The 18,523-nt window shown below is 55.1% G+C and carries 14 protein-coding genes and 22 other annotated features; of the genes, 9 read left to right on the plus strand and 5 right to left on the minus strand.

Annotation, left to right across the window (positions count from 1 at the left end; genetic code table 11):
* Nucleotides 1–63: 63 nt before the first annotated feature.
* Both envZ and ompR read right to left on the minus strand, forming a co-directional pair.
* The gene (envZ, locus tag STM3501; protein NP_462404.1) for a sensory histidine kinase in two-component regulatory system with OmpR occupies nt 64–1,433 on the minus strand. Within the gene, nt 64–1,416 belong to an annotated coding region; the region does not span the whole gene.
* Nucleotides 1,413–2,264, minus strand: a protein-coding gene (ompR, locus tag STM3502) for a response regulator in two-component regulatory system with EnvZ (protein ID NP_462405.1). Within the gene, nt 1,413–2,132 belong to an annotated coding region; the region does not span the whole gene. The genes envZ and ompR overlap by 21 nt, the downstream gene beginning before the upstream one ends.
* Nucleotides 1,428–1,433, minus strand: a ribosome-binding site (putative RBS for envZ; RegulonDB:STMS1H003496). (Overlaps the previous gene by 6 nt.)
* Nucleotides 2,142–2,147 (minus strand) — a ribosome-binding site (putative RBS for ompR; RegulonDB:STMS1H003497).
* Nucleotides 2,237–2,245 (minus strand) — a -10 signal (putative -10_signal for ompR; RegulonDB:STMLTH004597).
* Nucleotides 2,256–2,264: a -35 signal (putative -35_signal for ompR; RegulonDB:STMLTH004597), on the minus strand.
* A 77-nt stretch (nt 2,265–2,341) precedes the next feature.
* Nucleotides 2,342–2,347: a ribosome-binding site (putative RBS for greB; RegulonDB:STMS1H003498), on the plus strand.
* On the opposite strand from ompR, the gene greB reads away from it, so the two are divergent.
* From greB to STM3508, 6 genes are all read left to right on the plus strand, one after another.
* Nucleotides 2,342–2,831 (plus strand): transcription elongation factor and transcript cleavage gene (gene greB, locus STM3503; protein NP_462406.1). Within the gene, nt 2,358–2,831 belong to an annotated coding region; the region does not span the whole gene. It overlaps the preceding feature by 6 nt.
* 84 nt (nt 2,832–2,915) lie before the next feature.
* Nucleotides 2,916–2,921: a ribosome-binding site (putative RBS for yhgF; RegulonDB:STMS1H003499), on the plus strand.
* Nucleotides 2,916–5,260, plus strand: a protein-coding gene (yhgF, locus tag STM3504; protein NP_462407.3) for a putative RNase R. Within the gene, nt 2,933–5,260 belong to an annotated coding region; the region does not span the whole gene. (Overlaps the previous feature by 6 nt.)
* A gap of 428 nt (nt 5,261–5,688) precedes the next feature.
* Nucleotides 5,689–5,694 (plus strand) — a ribosome-binding site (putative RBS for feoA; RegulonDB:STMS1H003500).
* The gene (gene feoA / locus STM3505; protein NP_462408.1) for a ferrous iron transport protein A occupies nt 5,689–5,924 on the plus strand. Within the gene, nt 5,697–5,924 belong to an annotated coding region; the region does not span the whole gene. (Overlaps the previous feature by 6 nt.)
* A gap of 18 nt (nt 5,925–5,942) precedes the next feature.
* The gene (feoB, locus tag STM3506) at nt 5,943–8,261 is read left to right on the plus strand and encodes a ferrous iron transport protein B (RefSeq protein NP_462409.1); all 2,319 of its coding nucleotides are present in this window, start codon (nt 5,943–5,945) and stop codon (nt 8,259–8,261) included.
* Nucleotides 8,260–8,265: a ribosome-binding site (putative RBS for yhgG; RegulonDB:STMS1H003501), on the plus strand. It overlaps the preceding gene by 2 nt.
* Nucleotides 8,260–8,510 (plus strand): putative cytoplasmic protein gene (gene yhgG / locus STM3507; protein NP_462410.1). Within the gene, nt 8,274–8,510 belong to an annotated coding region; the region does not span the whole gene. (Overlaps the previous feature by 6 nt.) The genes feoB and yhgG overlap by 2 nt, the downstream gene beginning before the upstream one ends.
* Before the next feature lie 224 nt (nt 8,511–8,734).
* Nucleotides 8,735–8,740: a ribosome-binding site (putative RBS for STM3508; RegulonDB:STMS1H003502), on the plus strand.
* Nucleotides 8,735–9,659 (plus strand): putative cytoplasmic protein gene (locus STM3508; RefSeq protein NP_462411.1). Within the gene, nt 8,745–9,659 belong to an annotated coding region; the region does not span the whole gene. Its footprint overlaps the feature before it by 6 nt.
* Nucleotides 9,660–9,694: 35 nt before the next feature.
* Here STM3508 and bioH read toward each other — a convergent pair.
* Nucleotides 9,695–10,479 (minus strand): putative hydrolase gene (gene bioH, locus STM3509; RefSeq protein ID NP_462412.1). Within the gene, nt 9,695–10,465 belong to an annotated coding region; the region does not span the whole gene.
* Nucleotides 10,474–10,479: a ribosome-binding site (putative RBS for bioH; RegulonDB:STMS1H003503), on the minus strand. (Overlaps the previous gene by 6 nt.)
* Nucleotides 10,480–10,490: 11 nt before the next feature.
* Nucleotides 10,491–10,496, plus strand: a ribosome-binding site (putative RBS for yhgH; RegulonDB:STMS1H003504).
* Here bioH and yhgH point away from each other — a divergent pair.
* The 3 genes from yhgH to gntT all read left to right on the plus strand — a co-directional run bounded on the left by yhgH (nt 10,491) and on the right by gntT (nt 13,513).
* Nucleotides 10,491–11,186 (plus strand): putative amidophosphoribosyltransferase gene (gene yhgH, locus STM3510; RefSeq protein ID NP_462413.1). Within the gene, nt 10,503–11,186 belong to an annotated coding region; the region does not span the whole gene. Its footprint overlaps the feature before it by 6 nt.
* 46 nt (nt 11,187–11,232) lie before the next feature.
* Nucleotides 11,233–11,238: a ribosome-binding site (putative RBS for yhgI; RegulonDB:STMS1H003505), on the plus strand.
* Nucleotides 11,233–11,820, plus strand: a protein-coding gene (yhgI, locus tag STM3511; protein ID NP_462414.1) for a putative thioredoxin-like proteins and domain protein. Within the gene, nt 11,245–11,820 belong to an annotated coding region; the region does not span the whole gene. (Overlaps the previous feature by 6 nt.)
* A 143-nt stretch (nt 11,821–11,963) precedes the next feature.
* Nucleotides 11,964–11,981, plus strand: a protein binding site (putative binding site for CRP, RegulonDB: STMS1H000104).
* Nucleotides 11,982–12,020: 39 nt separating this feature from the next.
* Nucleotides 12,021–12,029: a -35 signal (putative -35_signal for gntT; RegulonDB:STMLTH004598), on the plus strand.
* Nucleotides 12,021–13,513 (plus strand): high-affinity gluconate permease in GNT I system gene (gene gntT / locus STM3512; protein ID NP_462415.1). Within the gene, nt 12,197–13,513 belong to an annotated coding region; the region does not span the whole gene. (Overlaps the previous feature by 9 nt.)
* Nucleotides 12,048–12,056 (plus strand) — a -10 signal (putative -10_signal for gntT; RegulonDB:STMLTH004598). (Overlaps the previous gene by 9 nt.)
* Nucleotides 12,187–12,192: a ribosome-binding site (putative RBS for gntT; RegulonDB:STMS1H003506), on the plus strand.
* Nucleotides 13,514–13,631: 118 nt before the next feature.
* Here gntT and malQ read toward each other — a convergent pair.
* Together malQ and malP are read right to left on the minus strand one after the other, a co-directional pair.
* Nucleotides 13,632–15,721, minus strand: a protein-coding gene (gene malQ, locus STM3513; RefSeq protein NP_462416.1) for a 4-alpha-glucanotransferase (. Within the gene, nt 13,632–15,710 belong to an annotated coding region; the region does not span the whole gene.
* Nucleotides 15,716–15,721 (minus strand) — a ribosome-binding site (putative RBS for malQ; RegulonDB:STMS1H003507). (Overlaps the previous gene by 6 nt.)
* Nucleotides 15,720–18,202 (minus strand): maltodextrin phosphorylase gene (malP, locus tag STM3514; protein ID NP_462417.1). Within the gene, nt 15,720–18,113 belong to an annotated coding region; the region does not span the whole gene. Before malP ends, malQ begins: the two co-directional genes overlap by 2 nt.
* Nucleotides 18,123–18,128 (minus strand) — a ribosome-binding site (putative RBS for malP; RegulonDB:STMS1H003508). Its footprint overlaps the gene before it by 6 nt.
* Nucleotides 18,163–18,187: a protein binding site (putative binding site for MalT, RegulonDB: STMS1H000273), on the minus strand.
* Nucleotides 18,175–18,183, minus strand: a -10 signal (putative -10_signal for malP; RegulonDB:STMLTH004599). (Overlaps the previous feature by 9 nt.)
* Nucleotides 18,194–18,202: a -35 signal (putative -35_signal for malP; RegulonDB:STMLTH004599), on the minus strand.
* Nucleotides 18,198–18,223 (minus strand) — a protein binding site (putative binding site for MalT, RegulonDB: STMS1H000275). It overlaps the preceding feature by 5 nt.
* Nucleotides 18,224–18,523 lie beyond the last annotated feature (300 nt).

The raw sequence follows: 18,523 nt of genomic DNA on the forward strand, positions 1-18,523 counted from the left end.
GATGGCGGCTTTGAACGGCGTCATCCGGCGTTGAGAAGAAAGGGAGGGTAATACCTCCCTTTCTTATGCCTCTTTTGTCGTCCCCTGGACGCGAGCCACAGGAACCGGTAGCCAGGCGCGAATCGACAATCCGCCACGCTCGCTGGTGCCAATCTCCAGCATCCCGTTATGGTTATCGATAATGCGCTGCACAATCGCCAGCCCCAGCCCTGTGCCGCTGGTGCTACGGGCGCTGTCGCCACGCACAAAAGGCTGGAACAGATGTTTACGCTGCTCCGGCTTAATGCCCGGCCCGTCATCTTCTACCTGAAACCAGGCGCGATGCGACTCGGTGCCGCTGCTGACCTTAATCCAGCCGTTGCCATAGCGGGCAGCATTGACCACCATATTCGCCACCGCGCGCTTAATCGAGAGCGGGTGCATTTTCACCTGGATGCTGCCTGCCTGAAGCGCAGTGTTAATCTCACGCTCATAGCCGCTTTCCGCCGCAATCACCTCGCCCAGCACGGAATTGAGATCCGCCATCTCCATTGGCATTTCCTGACCGGTACGCAGATAGTCAATAAACTGTTCGATAATGGCGTTACACTCTTCGATGTCTTTATTGATCGACTCCGCGAGATAACCGTCTTCCTCGCCCATCATCTCCGTCGCCAGACGAATACGGGTCAACGGCGTGCGCAAGTCGTGGCTGACGCCCGCCATCAATAGCGTACGGTCATCGGCCAATTGCTTCACGCCGGCTGCCATATGGTTAAACGCCCGGGTCACAGAGCGCACTTCAGAGGCGCCATATTCACGCAGCGGCGGCGGAATAATTCCCTTCCCTACCTGCAAGGCGGCATGTTCAAGATCCACTAACGGTCGATTCTGTATACGAATAAACAGCCACGCGCCGCCTATCGCCAGGAGCATGATCGCCAGCGTGTAACGGAAAAGCGGAGAAAAATCGCCCTGATGAATCTCGGTCAGCGGCACGCGCACCCAGATATTGGGCGACAGCCAGGTTTTGAGCCACACGACGGGCGAGCTTTTGTTGACCTCAACGCGCACTTCCGTCGGGCCGCCTAATTGCTGCGCCATCTGGTGGCTTAAGAATTCGTAGTGTTGCGCCCAACGCAACCCGGCCTCTTCGGCGGCTTCGTTGGTGTAGAGAGAGATCCCCAGCTCGCGATAGATTTCCCGGCGAAACGCAGGCGGCACGACTAACTGCGTGCCGTCCTCCAGTTGCAGCTTATCGGTCATCAGCATACGGACTTCGTAAGCCAGAACCTTATTAAACTGCTGGAGGCTCGGCAAAATCGCGAAGTTCAGCACCACCAGGTAGGTCGTCACCAGGCTGACGAACAGCAAGGTGACGATGAGCAACAGCGTGCGGGCAAATGAACTTCGCGGTGAGAAGCGCATTCGCCTCATGCTTTAGAACCGTCCGGTACAAAGACGTAGCCCAGGCCCCAGACGGTCTGAATATAACGCGGATGTGCCGGATCTTCTTCCACCATACGGCGCAGGCGGGAGATCTGGACGTCGATGGAGCGTTCCATCGCGGAATACTCGCGGCCACGGGCCAGATTCATCAGCTTATCGCGAGAGAGCGGCTCGCGCGGATGGCTGACTAACGCTTTCAGTACCGCAAACTCCCCGCTGGTCAGCGGCATCGGTTCATCTTCACGGAACATCTCGCGCGTACCGAGGTTCAGTTTAAACTTACCGAACGCGATAACGGCCTCTTCCTGCGACGGCGCGCCGGGCAGTTCGTTTGCCTGACGACGTAACACGGCGCGAATACGCGCCAACAGCTCGCGCGGGTTAAACGGTTTAGGAATGTAGTCATCGGCGCCGATTTCCAGCCCGACGATACGGTCAACCTCTTCACCCTTCGCCGTGACCATAATGATCGGCATTGGATTACTTTGACTACGCAGGCGACGACAAATCGACAGACCATCTTCACCTGGCAGCATTAAATCCAGTACCATGAGATGGAAAGATTCACGGGTCAGCAGACGATCCATCTGCTCAGCGTTAGCGACGCTTCGAACCTGGAAGCCCTGCTCGGTCAGATAACGTTCCAGTAGCGCCCGCAGACGCATATCGTCATCAACCACCAGAATCTTATAATTCTCTTGCATTGTCTGTACTCCCAAAGGTTCGCAACAAATGTAAGTGTGTATTCTTAAAAAAGCTCACGTGAGTCACCAGCAAATTCTGGTATGAATTTCAGGCTAAATTGTTACAAAGCATATTTAACAGCAGCTTAAATATACAATTAATCGGCAACCCCATTATTTATTCTGTCGGGACGATCACGTTATACCCCGTGTGCGCAATATCGACAGCAAAGGTAAATCAACGAGATGAAAACGCCCCTGATCACCCGCGAAGGGTACGAAACACTCAAACAAGAGCTCAATTATCTCTGGCGTGAAGAGCGCCCGGAGGTCACCAAAAAAGTGACCTGGGCTGCGAGTCTGGGCGACCGCAGCGAGAATGCCGACTATCAGTATAATAAAAAGCGCCTGCGTGAGATCGACAGACGCGTCAGATATCTGACCAAATGCATGGAAAATCTCAAAATCGTGGATTATTCCCCGCAGCAGGAGGGCAAAGTCTTCTTCGGCGCCTGGGTGGAAATTGAAAATGATGACGGCGATAGGCTGAAGTTCCGCATTGTCGGCTACGATGAAATTTTCGGACGTAAGGATTACATCTCTATCGACTCGCCGATGGCGCGGGCGCTACTGAAAAAAGAAGTGGGCGATCTGGCGGTGGTCAACACCCCTGTCGGCGAAGCAAACTGGTACGTCAATGCGATCGAATACGTCAAATAAGACAAGAAGAATCCTAAGCCCCCGCTGATGGCTGGCATTTTTGCCAGCCAATCCGTATAACTATCCCCTGATTTTTATCCTGAAGACGAAGCTAACCCATGATGAATGATTCTTTCTGCCGCATTATTGCGGGTGAAATCCAGGCAAATGCCGGACAGGTTGAAGCTGCCGTTCGCCTGCTTGACGAAGGGAACACCGTGCCGTTTATCGCACGTTATCGTAAAGAAATCACCGGCGGTCTGGATGACACGCAGTTGCGTAACCTGGAAACGCGTCTGGGCTATCTGCGTGAGCTGGAAGACAGGCGTCAGGCCATCCTCAAGTCCATTTCCGAACAAGGCAAACTGACCGATGAGCTGGCTGGCGCCATCAACGCTACGTTAAGTAAGACCGAGCTCGAAGACCTCTACCTGCCCTATAAACCTAAACGCCGCACCCGTGGACAAATCGCCATTGAAGCCGGCCTTGAGCCGCTGGCCGATCTGCTCTGGAACGAGCCGTCCCACGATCCTGACGTGGAAGCGGCAAAGTACATTGATGGCGACAAAGGCGTGGCGGACACGAAAGCCGCGCTCGACGGCGCACGCTACATTCTGATGGAGCGCTTTGCCGAAGACGCCGCATTGCTGGCGAAAGTACGTGATTACCTGTGGAAGAACGCCCATCTGGTCGCCACCGTCGTGAGCGGCAAAGAGGAAGAAGGGGCAAAATTCCGCGACTATTTCGACCATCATGAGCCCATTGCTAACGTCCCGTCTCACCGTGCGCTGGCCATGTTCCGTGGTCGTAACGAAGGCATTCTGCAACTTTCGCTCAATGCCGACCCACAGTTTGATGAGCCGCCGAAAGAGAGCTACTGCGAGCAAATCATCATGGACCATCTCGGCCTGCGGCTAAATAACGCCCCGGCGGATAGCTGGCGCAAAGGCGTAGTGAGCTGGACGTGGCGTATCAAAGTCTTAATGCACCTCGAAACCGAACTGATGGGCACCGTGCGCGAACGTGCGGAAGACGAAGCGATTAACGTGTTTGCGCGTAACCTGCACGACCTGCTGATGGCAGCCCCCGCAGGCCTGCGCGCCACGATGGGCCTTGATCCTGGCCTGCGTACCGGCGTAAAAGTCGCTGTCGTTGACGGCACCGGCAAGCTGGTGGCGACGGATACCATTTATCCGCATACCGGTCAGGCGGCCAAAGCGGCTACCGTGATCGCCGCGCTGTGCGAAAAATACCACGTCGAACTGGTCGCGATTGGCAACGGTACGGCCTCGCGTGAAACCGAACGCTTCTATCTCGACGTACAAAAACAGTTCCCGAACGTGACGGCGCAGAAAGTGATCGTCAGCGAAGCGGGGGCGTCCGTGTATTCCGCTTCTGAGCTGGCGGCGCAGGAGTTTCCGGATCTCGACGTCTCCCTGCGCGGCGCGGTCTCTATCGCGCGTCGTCTACAGGATCCGCTGGCGGAACTGGTGAAAATCGATCCGAAATCCATCGGCGTCGGCCAATATCAACACGATGTCAGCCAGACCCAGTTGGCCCGTAAACTGGATGCGGTGGTCGAAGACTGCGTAAACGCCGTCGGCGTCGATTTGAATACCGCCTCCGTGCCGCTGCTGACCCGCGTCGCGGGCTTAACGCGCATGATGGCGCAAAACATCGTCGCCTGGCGCGATGAGAACGGTCAGTTCCAGAACCGCCAGCAACTGTTGAAGGTGAGCCGTCTGGGGCCGAAAGCGTTTGAGCAGTGCGCGGGCTTCCTGCGTATTAACCACGGCGATAACCCGCTGGATGCGTCCACCGTCCACCCGGAAGCCTATCCGGTTGTCGAACGCATTCTGGCGGCGACGCAGCAAGCGCTAAAAGATCTGATGGGCAACAGCAACGAATTGCGCCACCTCAAGGCCGCTGATTTTACCGACGATAAATTCGGCGTGCCGACCGTGAGCGATATCATCAAAGAGCTGGAAAAACCGGGCCGCGACCCGCGTCCTGAATTTAAAACCGCGCAATTCGCCGATGGCGTTGAAACCATGAACGACCTGCTACCGGGGATGATTCTGGAAGGGGCGGTCACTAACGTCACCAATTTCGGCGCGTTTGTCGATATCGGCGTTCATCAGGATGGCCTGGTCCACATCTCTTCCCTGTCGACTAAGTTCGTCGACGATCCACACACCGTGGTAAAAGCTGGCGACATCGTGAAGGTGAAAGTGCTGGAAGTGGATCTGCAACGTAAGCGTATTGCGCTGACGATGCGTCTGGACGAACAGCCCGGCGAAACCGCCGCTCGCCGCGGCGGCGGCGCCGATCGCGCTCAGGGCAACCGCCCGGCATCAAAAGCGGCGAAACCGCGCGGTCGTGACGCCCAGCCAGCCGGTAACAGCGCCATGATGGACGCGCTGGCAGCCGCAATGGGAAAAAAACGCTAATCGGGTAATACGCAGGCCGGGTTACTTCTTATCCGGCCTGCGATTTTGCAATACGTCCAACCCTTTCTTTTTTAATTAACAATTAAATCTTACCCATTAGAATCTGTTAATTAATTTCCTTCTGCTATCCGCACTATTAATTATCACTTTATTAACAGATGAAACCTTAATTAAACATTAAAAACGGTGAATATTTGCACATTAGAGGTATTTGCAAAAAGACAAATAAATGTTGAGCCATATCAACATCGGCGCAAATTATCGCTTATTTGTACATTCCGTCACATTTTAATCGTTGAAGATAGAAACCATTCTCATTATCATTGTGTTGTTGATTATTTACTCTTTCCTTCGTTGGCTAAACATCGGGTCTCCTGCCGCCCCCCTGAGCGCCGCATGAGGTATACATCCAGTTAGTAAGAAACAAGTAGGTCGTATGCAATTCACTCCTGACACTGCGTGGAAAATCACCGGCTTTGCGCGTGAAATCAGCCCGGCGTATCGTCAAAAACTGCTTTCGCTCGGCATGTTGCCCGGCTCTTCATTTAATGTCGTCCGCGTCGCGCCCTTAGGCGATCCGATCCATATCGAAACACGACGCGTGAGTCTGGTTTTGCGTAAAAAGGATTTGGCGTTAATAGAAGTGGAAGCGGTTTCCTGTTAATACAGTGAGTCTATAAAAATGAAAAAATTAACCATTGGTTTAATTGGTAATCCTAATTCCGGCAAGACCACCTTATTTAACCAACTCACCGGCGCGCGTCAGCGCGTGGGGAACTGGGCGGGCGTCACCGTCGAGCGTAAAGAGGGCCAGTTCGCGACAACTGACCACCAGGTCACGCTGGTAGATTTACCCGGCACCTATTCTCTGACGACCATCTCGTCACAAACCTCTCTCGACGAACAGATCGCCTGCCACTACATCCTGAGCGGCGACGCCGACCTGTTGATAAACGTTGTGGACGCCTCCAATCTGGAGCGCAACCTCTATTTGACGCTGCAACTGCTGGAGCTGGGTATTCCCTGTATTGTCGCGCTCAACATGCTGGATATCGCCGAAAAACAGCAGGTTCGTATTGATGTCGACGCTCTGTCCACGCGTCTGGGTTGCCCTGTCGTACCGCTGGTATCGACTCGCGGTCGCGGTATCGAGGCGCTGAAACTGGCCATTGATCGTCACAACGCTAACGACAACGTCGAACTGGTGCATTATGCTCAGCCGCTGCTGCGCGAAGCGGATTTCCTGGCCGACGCGATGGCCCAGGAGATGCCTTTACAACAGCGCCGCTGGCTGGGTCTGCAAATGCTGGAGGGCGATATCTACAGCCGGGCTTACGCAGGCGAGGCGGCGCAAAACCTGGATACCTCCCTGGCCCGTCTGAAGGACGAAATGGACGACCCGGCGCTGCATATCGCCGACGCCCGTTACCAGTGTATCGCCGCTATTTGCGACGTGGTCAGCAATACCCTGACAGCCGAACCCAGCCGCTTCACCAGGGCGGTCGATAAAATTATCCTGAACCGCTTCCTCGGCTTACCGATTTTTTTGTTCGTGATGTACCTGATGTTCCTGCTCGCCATTAACATCGGCGGCGCGTTGCAACCCCTGTTTGATGCCGGTTCCGTCGCCATCTTTATTCATGGCATTCAATGGATTGGCTACACGCTGCACTTCCCGGATTGGTTAACCATCTTCCTGGCGCAAGGTCTTGGCGGCGGGATCAATACCGTCCTGCCGCTGGTGCCGCAAATCGGGATGATGTACCTGTTCCTCTCCTTCCTTGAAGACTCCGGTTATATGGCGCGCGCGGCCTTCGTCATGGATCGCCTGATGCAGGCGCTGGGACTACCGGGTAAATCCTTCGTGCCGCTGATTGTCGGCTTCGGCTGTAATGTACCTTCCGTGATGGGCGCCCGCACGCTTGACGCTCCGCGCGAACGCCTGATGACCATCATGATGGCGCCGTTTATGTCCTGTGGCGCGCGCCTGGCGATTTTCGCCGTCTTTGCCGCCGCCTTCTTCGGGCAAAACGGCGCGCTGGCGGTCTTCTCGCTGTACGTGCTGGGTATTGTCATGGCGGTATTAACCGGCCTGATGCTGAAGCATACCATTATGCGCGGCGAAGCTTCTCCGTTTGTGATGGAGCTGCCGGTTTACCACGTCCCGCATATCAAGAGCCTGATCATCCAGACCTGGCAACGCCTGAAAGGTTTTGTACTACGCGCCGGTAAAGTCATTATCATCGTGAGTATTTTCCTGAGCGCGTTTAACAGTTTCTCGCTGAGCGGCAAAATCGTCGATAACATTAATGACTCCGCCCTCGCCTCTGTAAGCCGGGTCATCACGCCAGTCTTTAAACCGATCGGCGTCCATGAGGATAACTGGCAAGCGACCGTGGGTCTGTTTACGGGCGCCATGGCGAAAGAAGTTGTCGTCGGTACGCTGAACACGCTCTACACCGCCGAAAATATTCAGGACGAAGCGTTTAATCCTGCCGACTTTCACCTCGGCGATGAACTGCTGGGCGCGGTTGACGATACCTGGCAAAGCCTGAAAGACACCTTTAGCCTGAGCGTACTGGCTAATCCGATCGAAGCAAGTAAAGGCGACGGCGAAATGGCGACCGGCGCGATGGGCGTGATGGATCAAAAATTCGGCAGCGCCGCGGCGGCGTACAGTTACCTGATTTTCGTCCTGCTTTACGTACCGTGTATCTCGGTAATGGGCGCTATCGCCCGCGAGTCCAGCCGCGGCTGGATGGGCTTCTCCATCCTGTGGGGGCTGAATATCGCCTATTCGCTCGCCACGCTGTTCTACCAGGTTACCAGCTTCAGTCAACACCCGACATACAGCCTGATCTGTATTCTGGCAGTGATCGTCTTTAACGTTGTGGTGTTAAGCCTGTTACGCCGCGCCCGCAGCCGTGTAGACATTGAACTGCTGGCAACCCGCAAAAACGTCAGTTCCTGTTGTTCGGGCACTGCGGGCAATTGTCACTAAGGGATGTAAAAAATGGCTTCATTGATACAGGTTCGCGATCTACTGGCGCTGCGGGGGCGTATGGAGGCAACGCAAATCAGCCATACGCTGCACGCTCCGCAGCCCATGATCGACGCCATGCTGAATCAACTGGAGATCATGGGTAAAGCGGTACGTATCCCGGAAGAACCGGACGGCTGCCTTTCAGGCAGCTGTAAAAGTTGTCCGGAAGGTAAAGCCTGCCTGCGCGAATGGTGGGCCTTGCGTTAACCTTCGTCGGGTAGCGACGTAACGCGTCTTATCCGGCCTTTATCCCGCGTTATGTTGCCCGGTACGCGTCACGCTGCCGGGCAATTTTGCGTCATGCCTTCCACAAAGATGAAAGCGTTACCGCCGTGCGCATTTATCTCCCCACGCGCCTCGCAAGCGCACTAATCCTCTACTGCAATCAGCCCGGTCTGCGCGTAGTGTCACGCCATTGAACTTCACCGATGACGGATCGATATGGCGACCTCAACAACATCCACGCCGCATGACGCGGTATTCAAACAGTTTTTATGCCACCCCGATACTGCACGGGATTTTTTGGAAATCCATCTCCCGTCGACATTACGTCAAATCTGTAATCTGAATACGTTACGGCTGGAGTCCGGTAGCTTTATTGAAGAGGATTTACGCCCCCATTATTCCGATATTCTTTGGTCGCTGGAAACAAGTGAAGGTGAAGGTTACATTTACGTGGTTATTGAACATCAGAGTACGCCGGACGCGCATATGGCATTTCGGCTGATGCGTTACGCAATGGCTGCAATGCAACGGCACCTGGAGGCCGGGCATAAGACGTTGCCGTTAGTGGTGCCAATGCTGTTTTATCACGGAAACCGCAGCCCGTATCCGTTCTCATTATGCTGGCTGGATGAATTTGCCGACCCGGTGATGGCGCGTAAGCTATACGCCACCGCCTTTCCTCTGGTCGATATTACGGTCGTGCCGGACGACGAGATTATGCGACACCGACGGGTCGCGCTGCTGGAACTCATACAAAAACACATCCGCCAGCGTGATCTGATGGGGCTTGTCGAACAGCTGGTCGCCCTGCTGGTTAAGGGATACGCTAATGACACCCAGCTTCAAAGTTTGTTTAATTACATGATGCACACTGGCGACGCCGCGCGCTTCAATACGTTTATCCGCCAGGTGGCTATGCGTATCCCACAGCATAAGGAGAAGATCATGACTATCGCAGACAGATTACGTCAGGAAGGACATCGTAACGGGTTACAGCAAGGCAAGCAGGAAGGCCAACGGCTCGCCGCATTGCGCATTGCCCGCTCCATGCTAAACGATGGTTTCGATCGCGATACCGTGCTTAGGGTTACCGGGCTGGCGCCTGCCGATCTGGCGTCTGAAAACCATTAATCTGGCAGAATGGTCCGGGCCCGGCAACGCCCTGGTTACAGCGATGATTTTAGCGTCATCAGCGCCTGACAAAACGCCGCCGGATGCGAGATAAACGGCGCATGGGCCGCCTTCGCCATTATCTGTGATGTACTGTGCGGCCATAACGTATCGAGCAAAGGCACGATTTTACGCGGCACCAGACCGTCCAGATAACCATACAAACGCAAAAACGGCATGTTCACATTTTTAAGCGCTTCTCGTAGATCGACCGTTTTTAAGATTTCCAGTCCGCCATTGAGCACCTCTACATCCGGCATAGGCTGCGCCAGCACCACGCTTTTTAAGGTGCGGGCATCCTGACGCGCCGTCTCCGTCCCTAACGTTTGCAGCGCCAGAAAACGCTCCACCGTGCGCTGAAAATCGTCGCTAAGCTGCTGCTGGAATCCGCCGAGGATTTCTGGTTTTATTCCCGGCCACCCCTCACGCGCGCTAAAGCATGGCGAAGAGGCGACAGTCACCAGCGCCTGGACGCGTTCAGGGTGGGTGAGCGCCATCTGACTCGCCACCAGGCCACCCAGGCTCCAGCCAAGCCAGATAGCCTGGTCCGGCGCGTTTTTCGCTACCTGCGCCGTCATCTCTTCAAGCGTCATGGCGCCAAACCCCGAGCTGCGACCATAGCCCGGCAAGTCGACCAGATGCAGCGTAAAATGCGAGCCGAGTTCCTCGCGAATGCAATGCCATACCTCCGCGTTCAATCCCCATCCGTGCAGCAGCACAAGATGACAATTTCCCTCGCCGTAGGTCTGCCACCAGATGTCATTCATCAGTTACTGTTCTCTTTTGTCTAACAAGGATGCACCTATGCTAACAGTACCGGGATTATGCTGGCTATGCCGAATGCCGTTGGCGTTAAGCCACTGGGGGATTTGTTCCGTATGCGCGCGCGCTGTTCGTCAGCGCGTCAGCCTGTGTCCGCAATGCGGATTACCTGCCGCGCATCCTTCGCTCCCCTGCGGTCGCTGCCTGCAAAAACCTCCGCCCTGGCAGCGTCTGGTGAGCGTCAGTGACTATACACCGCCCTTGAGTTTACTGGTGCATCAGCTTAAATTTACCCGCCGCAGCGAAATTGCCGCCGCACTGGCGCGTCTACTGTTGCAGGAAGTCCTCATGGCGCGCCGCAGCACTGGCTTGCAGCTTCCCGACAGAATCGTCAGCGTTCCGCTCTGGTCGCGCCGACACTGGCGGCGGGGATTTAACCAAAGCGATCTGTTATGCCAACCGTTAGCGCACTGGCTGGGCTGCGCGTGGGACAGCCAGACCATCACGCGGGTACGGGCGACCGCAACACAACATCATCTCAGCGCCAGGTTACGTAAGCGCAATTTGAAAAACGCGTTTCGCCTTGAATTGCCGGTACAGGGTCTCCATATGGTTATTGTGGATGATGTCGTCACTACCGGAAGTACCGTCGCGGAAATCGCGCAACTGCTTTTGCGCAACGGCGCAGCGACTGTCCAGGTATGGTGCCTGTGTCGAACCTTGTAGAGCCTCGATGATGGGCGTATTATAACCAACTAAAATAGTCAACTATTAGGCCATTACTATGATCCGTATTTCCGATGCTGCACAAGCGCACTTTGCCAAACTGCTGGCAAATCAGGAAGAAGGGACGCAAATCCGCGTATTTGTCATTAATCCCGGCACTCCTAACGCAGAGTGCGGCGTTTCTTATTGTCCGCCCGACGCCGTAGAAGCCACCGATACTGCACTGAAATTTGACCTGTTGACCGCTTATGTCGACGAGCTGAGCGCGCCCTATCTGGAAGACGCGGAAATTGATTTCGTGACCGACCAGCTAGGTTCTCAACTCACATTGAAAGCGCCAAACGCGAAGATGCGCAAAGTGGCCGATGACGCGCCGCTGATGGAGCGCGTGGAATATGCTCTGCAATCGCAGATTAACCCGCAGTTGGCGGGCCACGGCGGTCGCGTCTCGCTGATGGAAATTACCGATGAAGGCTATGCAATTCTGCAGTTTGGCGGCGGTTGTAACGGTTGCTCGATGGTTGACGTCACGCTGAAAGAAGGGATCGAGAAACAGTTGCTGAATGAATTCCCGGAACTGAAAGGGGTTCGCGATCTGACCGAACACCAGCGCGGCGAGCACTCATACTACTAAGATTTTCCCCGCATCCATGCCCGATGGCGCTTGCGCCTGTCGGGCCTTGTCAGCCCCACCGTAGGCCGAATAAGGCGTCTACGCCGCCATCCGGCGCTATCAACCACATCTCATAACAATGGCCCTTCTTCTTTCGCCGATAACATGACCTGTGTCTCATAATTTAAATTTTGCCTGCCAGGGTCATTTTCAACACCCATATGTTACCCGTATCATTCTTATGGGCACCTAACATCCATATAACATCTGACTACGCTCATTCGTTTCAACGGTAATCAGTATTGGTGCTATTGCGACTCTGTTCCCGTCGGGAACAACAGGAATTTGTCGTCGAAACAATGACGTTACCCATAACAAAGTAAAGGCCAGGTAAATCATGCCATTAGTCATCGTTGCTATCGGTGTTATCTTGTTACTTCTTCTGATGATCCGCTTCAAAATGAACGGATTTATCGCCCTTGTCCTGGTAGCGCTCGCTGTCGGGTTGATGCAGGGAATGCCTCTGGATAAAGTCATCGGCTCCATCAAAGCCGGTGTCGGTGGTACGCTTGGCAGTCTGGCCCTGATTATGGGGTTCGGCGCCATGCTGGGCAAAATGCTTGCCGACTGCGGCGGCGCTCAACGTATCGCCACTACCCTGATCGCGAAATTTGGTAAAAAGCATATTCAGTGGGCCGTAGTGTTAACCGGCTTTACCGTCGGCTTCGCTCTGTTCTATGAAGTGGGCTTCGTTCTGATGCTGCCGCTGGTATTCACCATTGCCGCAGCGGCGAATATCCCGCTACTGTACGTCGGCGTGCCGATGGCCGCGGCGCTCTCCGTCACACACGGCTTCCTGCCGCCGCACCCGGGTCCAACCGCAATCGCCACGATTTTCCATGCCGATATGGGTAAGACGCTGCTGTTTGGTACGATTCTGGCGATCCCGACCGTGATCCTTGCCGGACCGGTTTACGCCCGTTTCCTGAAAGGCATCGATAAGCCGATCCCAGAAGGCCTGTACAGCGCGAAAACTTTTACGGAAGAAGAGATGCCGGGCTTTGGCGTCAGCGTCTGGACGTCGCTGGTTCCGGTTATTCTGATGGCGATGCGTGCGATTGCCGAGATGATTCTGCCAAAAGGCCACGCTTTCCTGCCCGTTGCCGAGTTCCTGGGCGACCCGGTAATGGCTACGTTAATTGCCGTACTGATTGCGATGTTCACCTTTGGCCTGAACCGCGGGCGTTCCATGGATCAGATTAACGATACGCTGGTCTCTTCCATCAAAATTATCGCCATGATGCTGCTGATCATCGGCGGCGGCGGCGCATTCAAGCAGGTGCTGGTCGATAGCGGCGTGGATAAATACATCGCTTCAATGATGCATGAAACCAATGTCTCTCCGCTGTTGATGGCGTGGTCTATCGCGGCGGTTCTGCGTATCGCGCTGGGCTCTGCGACTGTCGCGGCGATTACCGCAGGCGGCATTGCGGCGCCGCTGATCGCCACTACCGGCGTTAGCCCTGAACTGATGGTTATCGCGGTCGGTTCCGGGAGCGTGATTTTCTCTCACGTCAACGACCCGGGCTTCTGGCTGTTCAAAGAGTATTTCAATTTGACTATCGGCGAGACCATTAAATCCTGGTCGATGCTGGAAACGATCATCTCCGTCTGCGGCCTGATCGGCTGTCTGCTGTTGGGTATGGTGGTTTAAGCGAGGCGGCTTGTAGGCCGGATAAGGCAGCAATGTGCGCCAGGATTGCCTGATGGCGCTGCGCTTATCAGGCCTACGTGCTCTCAACATAATAAAGCCGGGGAAATCCCCGGCTTTATTATTTCTTCTTCGCGGCCGCTTTTCGGCGTTTATCCAAATCCTTAATCAGCTTGTTTACGCCCTCATCGGCAAACATCTGCTCCAGCGTGGCAGTGAGCTTCCGTCGCCAGTTTTTATACTGATCGCTGGTGCCCGGTACGTTAACCGGATCGGCCATATCCAGCCAGTCCTCCGGCTGAAGCCCCAACAGACCGCTGTTACTGTCGGCTATGTAGCGCTGAAGCCCGCGATTTAGCGTTGGCGTCATCGACATTAACGATGCCTTATGCCCGGCGCGTTTTGGCAGACAACCATATTTATGCAGCGCGTCCAATAGCCCCTGTTTCGCCCGCTCGCGATCCTCATACAGCCCGCGCAGAATCACTTCATCCGGATAAAGCCCCAAAGCTTTACCCAACGTCAGGTCACCGCATTCCCAATAGCCGCGCAGCGTGGGGAGATCGTGCGTCGAGGCGACAGCCATCGATTGTTGCGGATATGCGCCCGGCGCGCGGAAGTTTTTCTCAAGGTCATTTTCAAACCACAGCACTTTATAAGAATAGACCCCGCTATCGCGCAGCTTGCCGACAATCTCAACTGGCACCGTCCCCAGATCTTCGCCTATCACCATACAGCGGTGACGTTGGCTCTCCAGCGCCAGAATAGAAAGCAAATCATCTACCGGATAATGGACGTAAGCCCCCTGATCCGCTGTTTCGCCATACGGTATCCACCACAGGCGCAGCAACGACATGACATGGTCAATGCGCAACGCGCCGCAGTTTTGCATATTGGCGCGCAGCAGGTCGATAAAGGGCTCATACGCCCGGGCGACAATGATATGCGGGTCCATCGGCGGCAGCCCCCAGTTCTGACCGAGCGGGCCGAGGATATCCGGCGGCGCGCCGACAGATGCTTTCAGGCAGTACAGCTCCCGGTCGCACCAGGTTTCCGCGCCGCCTTCCGCTACGCCAACCGCCAGATCGCGGTACAGACCAATCGGTAGTTTAAAACTCTGGCAGGTATCCCAGCAGGCGGCGAATTGGCGCCAGGCCAGCCACTGAAGCCAGAGGTAAAACTCCACCTCTTCGCGGTGCGCTTCACAGAATTGTTTTACCGCGGGATACTCTACCGACTGGTACGCCTCCGGCCAGGCTGGCCAGCCCCAGCGCTGCTCATCCTCTTTTACCTGATACGCATGCAGCGCGTCGAATGCCGCCTGCCAGTAAAGGCTCTCGCCTTCGCGGGCGATAAAGTGACGAAACTCCGCCATTTGCGCATCGTCGCGAGCGGCAAACCGCGTCCACGCCATCCGCAGCGCCGTGATTTTCAGCGCGGTAACGGTAGCGTAATCCACCCATTGCGCATCGCGCGCCTGTCGCAGCTTTTGCTGTGTGGCGGGCATTTGCCACCATGCCTGCGCCTCTTCGCTCAGGCGGAAATCTTCGACGGCGTTGACGTCGATATATATCACGTTCAGCCAGCGACGAGACGAGGGGCTGTAGGGACTGGCGCTCTCCGGATTCGCCGGATAAAGCGCGTGGATCGGATTCAGGCCGATAAACGCGCCGCCGCGTGTCGCCACGTCGACCAGCATCGACTTCAAATCGCCGAAATCGCCAATACCCCAGTTTTTTTCTGAACGCAGAGTATAAAGCTGGACGCAGGCCCCCCACAGTTTTTTCCCTTCCAGCAGCGCCTGCGGCTCATAGCATCGCGGCGGGGCGACGATAATACGGCAGTGCGTACGCTGTTCATCCTGGGTCAACGTCAGGGTGTGGTAGCCCTCCGGCAATGTAGCCGGAAGGTTAAGTTTTTTACCGCCCGTCACGCGCCCTTTGTAATGCACGCCCTCTTCCGTAGTCAGCAGCCAGGCAAACTCACCGCGCCCCTCTACCGGCAACGCCATTTTTTTACCCGCGGTATAAACCTTCACATTCGGCACGACCGCCTGTGGTCCTGTTGTCGTGCCGTGCATCGCCGCCAGCAAACGTCTCTTGGTTTCAGCGCCAATAGACTGCGGTTTGCCATGAGCATTGATGTAACTGGGGCTGATCCCCGCCGCCAGCGCGGCACTATCGAGACGTTTATTTTCCATCGCGCTCCCTTAGCGTTTTGCCTGCCAGATACGGGCCTGATAATCGCGAATAGAGCGATCGGAACTGAACATACCGCAGCGCGCGGTATTGAGGATCGCGGCGCGCGTCCACGCTTCCTGGTCACGATACAGCGCATCCACCTGCTTTTGCGCCTCGACATAAGCGGCGAAGTCCGCCATGACCAGGTACGGATCGCCCCCCTGTTTGCCGAGGCTATGCAGCATCTGGTCAAAGGCATGTTTATCGCCATCGCTGTATTGACCGCTTTCCAGCTCTTTTAGCACCGCATCCAGCACTTTGTCTTTTTTACGCCATTTCACCGGATCGTAGCCTTTGGCTTTGAGCGCCTTGACCTCTTCCACAGTATGGCCAAAGATAAAGATATTCTCTTCACCCACCTTCTCAGCGATTTCAACGTTAGCGCCGTCCAGCGTTCCCACAGTCAACGCCCCGTTCAGCGCCAGTTTCATGTTGCCGGTGCCGGACGCCTCTTTCCCGGCGGTAGAAATTTGCTCGGAAATATCCGCCGCCGGAATGAGCATTTCCGCCGCCGAGACGCAGTAATCCGGCAGGAAAACCACCTTCAGCTTATCACCCACCGCCGGGTCGTTATTAATGGCTTCCGCAACCTTATTGATAGCAAAAATGATGTTCTTCGCCAGGTAATAGCCCGGCGCCGCCTTCGCGCCAAACAGGAATACGCGCGGTACGCGATCAGCCTGCGGGTTTTCGCGGATCTCTTTGTACAGCGCCAGAATATGCAACAGATTCAGATGCTGACGCTTGTACTCGTGCAGGCGTTTGATCTGAATATCAAAAATCGCGTTGCTTGAAATCTCAATCCCGGTACGGGCCTTGATGAATTTCACCAGCCGTTCTTTGTTCGCCCGTTTGATGTCGCGATACTGCTGACGGAATTTGGCGTCGTCAGCGTATTTTTCGAGGTTGATCAACTGGTCGAGATCGTTAGCCCACTCTTTTTTCAGCGTTTTATCCAGCAACGCCGCAAGCTGCGGATTGCACTGTTTAATCCAGCGACGCGGTGTAATGCCGTTGGTGACATTGTGGAATTTGTTCGGCCAAAGCTGGTGATATTCCGGGAACAGATCTTTCACCACCAGATCGGAGTGCAGCGCCGCCACACCGTTCACCGCAAAGCCGCTGACCACGCACATATTGGCCATGCGCACCTGACGGTCATGCACTACCGCCAGTTTTGCCCATACCTGCTTATCGCCAGGCCAGGTGTTATCGACCAGCGTCTTAAAGCGATCGTTAATCTGCTTGATAATCTGCATATGACGCGGCAACAGCGCTTTCACCAGCTTCTCATCCCAGCACTCCAGCGCTTCTGGCATCAGGGTGTGGTTGGTGTAGGCGAAGGTTTTGCTGGTGATAGCCCAGGCGTCATCCCAGCTCAGTTGGTGCTCGTCAATCAGCACGCGCAGCAGTTCCGGAATGGCGATGGTCGGGTGAGTATCGTTCAATTGAATGACCTCGTAATCCGCCAGCTCATGCAGTTTGCGTCCGGCCAGATGATGGCGACGCAGAATATCCGCTACCGAGCAGGCGCACTGGAAGTATTGCTGCATCAGGCGCAGTTTTTTGCCCGCCGTGTGGTTATCGTTGGGATAAAGCACCTTCGTCAGTTTTTCCGCATCGATACCCTGCTGTTCCGCCCGCAGGAAAGCGCCGTCGTTGAATTTGGTCAGATCAAACGGATGCGCGTGGGTCGCCTGCCACAAACGCAGCGGTTGCGCGACGCCGTTACGATAGCCTAACACCGGCAGATCCCAGGCCTGGCCTGTAATCACAAAACCTGGCTCCCAGCGCCCTTCTTTGGTGACTTTACCGCCGATCCCAACCTGGACGTCCAGCGCCTCGTTGTGGCGGAACCACGGATAGCTGCCGCGATGCCAGTCATCCGGCGCTTCCATCTGCTTGCCCTCAACAAATGACTGACGGAACAGCCCATACTGGTAGTTCAGACCATAGCCCGTAGCGGACTGCCCGACGGTGGCCATCGAATCGAGGAAGCAGGCGGCCAGACGTCCCAGACCACCGTTGCCGAGCGCCGGATCGACTTCCTCTTCCAGCAGATCGGTCAGATTAATATCGTGCGCTTTCAGTACATCGCTAACGTCCTGGTACCATCCCAGATTTAACAGGTTATTTCCCGTCAGGCGGCCAATCAAAAATTCCATCGAAATGTAGTTCACATGACGCTGGCCTTTCGTCGGCTGCGCTACCGGTTGCGCGCTCAGTAATTCCGCCAGCGCGCCGCTAACGGCCTGCCACCACTGACGAGGCGTCATGTCGGACGCCGACAGTAAACCGAAACGCTGCCACTGACGCGTCAGGGCGGCCTGGAATTGATCTTTATTGAAGGTTGGCTGTGACATAGGAAATCCGTCCTCGGGTAATAAAACAACGTTATCGCTAGTTTGCCAGGCTCGATGTTGACCTTCCTCCTCCCGGCAATGATTAGGGAGGGAGGAGGAGCGGGGATGAGCATAAAAGTGTGATCGCCGCCACTTACCCCTGTATAAACGCGCCGATTCCTGTCAACGACACCCAGTGTTACGCATAATCAAATGAATAAACAGAAATAACAGTAAATCGCGAAGGGGTATTTTCGAAGATTATATGAACGCCGAAATAGTTTCTTACCTGAAATATTCAGCAGCAGGAGGTTCACTAACTTAACATAATTAATTAAACGCCTGGTATCGCCATTGTGTTAAATCCGGATGATGTCCAGGACATTATTTACAATAACGGAAATATGACCTCAGCCCAGCTCTGACGCTCG

This window comes from Salmonella enterica subsp. enterica serovar Typhimurium str. LT2, from assembly GCF_000006945.2.
In the GTDB taxonomy this organism is placed as follows: domain Bacteria; phylum Pseudomonadota; class Gammaproteobacteria; order Enterobacterales; family Enterobacteriaceae; genus Salmonella; species Salmonella enterica.

What these genes read in the sequence shown, in the direction of transcription:
- envZ (NP_462404.1), bottom strand. Translation starts at nt 1,416, where the DNA reads ATGAGGCGAATGCGCTTCTCACCGCGAAGTTCATTTGCCCGCACGCTG.
- ompR (NP_462405.1), bottom strand. Translation starts at nt 2,132, where the DNA reads ATGCAAGAGAATTATAAGATTCTGGTGGTTGATGACGATATGCGTCTG.
- greB (NP_462406.1), top strand. Translation starts at nt 2,358, where the DNA reads ATGAAAACGCCCCTGATCACCCGCGAAGGGTACGAAACACTCAAACAA.
- yhgF (NP_462407.3), top strand. Translation starts at nt 2,933, where the DNA reads ATGAATGATTCTTTCTGCCGCATTATTGCGGGTGAAATCCAGGCAAAT.
- feoA (NP_462408.1), top strand. Translation starts at nt 5,697, where the DNA reads ATGCAATTCACTCCTGACACTGCGTGGAAAATCACCGGCTTTGCGCGT.
- feoB (NP_462409.1), top strand. Translation starts at nt 5,943, where the DNA reads ATGAAAAAATTAACCATTGGTTTAATTGGTAATCCTAATTCCGGCAAG.
- yhgG (NP_462410.1), top strand. Translation starts at nt 8,274, where the DNA reads ATGGCTTCATTGATACAGGTTCGCGATCTACTGGCGCTGCGGGGGCGT.
- STM3508 (NP_462411.1), top strand. Translation starts at nt 8,745, where the DNA reads ATGGCGACCTCAACAACATCCACGCCGCATGACGCGGTATTCAAACAG.
- bioH (NP_462412.1), bottom strand. Translation starts at nt 10,465, where the DNA reads ATGAATGACATCTGGTGGCAGACCTACGGCGAGGGAAATTGTCATCTT.
- yhgH (NP_462413.1), top strand. Translation starts at nt 10,503, where the DNA reads ATGCTAACAGTACCGGGATTATGCTGGCTATGCCGAATGCCGTTGGCG.
- yhgI (NP_462414.1), top strand. Translation starts at nt 11,245, where the DNA reads ATGATCCGTATTTCCGATGCTGCACAAGCGCACTTTGCCAAACTGCTG.
- gntT (NP_462415.1), top strand. Translation starts at nt 12,197, where the DNA reads ATGCCATTAGTCATCGTTGCTATCGGTGTTATCTTGTTACTTCTTCTG.
- malQ (NP_462416.1), bottom strand. Translation starts at nt 15,710, where the DNA reads ATGGAAAATAAACGTCTCGATAGTGCCGCGCTGGCGGCGGGGATCAGC.
- malP (NP_462417.1), bottom strand. Translation starts at nt 18,113, where the DNA reads ATGTCACAGCCAACCTTCAATAAAGATCAATTCCAGGCCGCCCTGACG.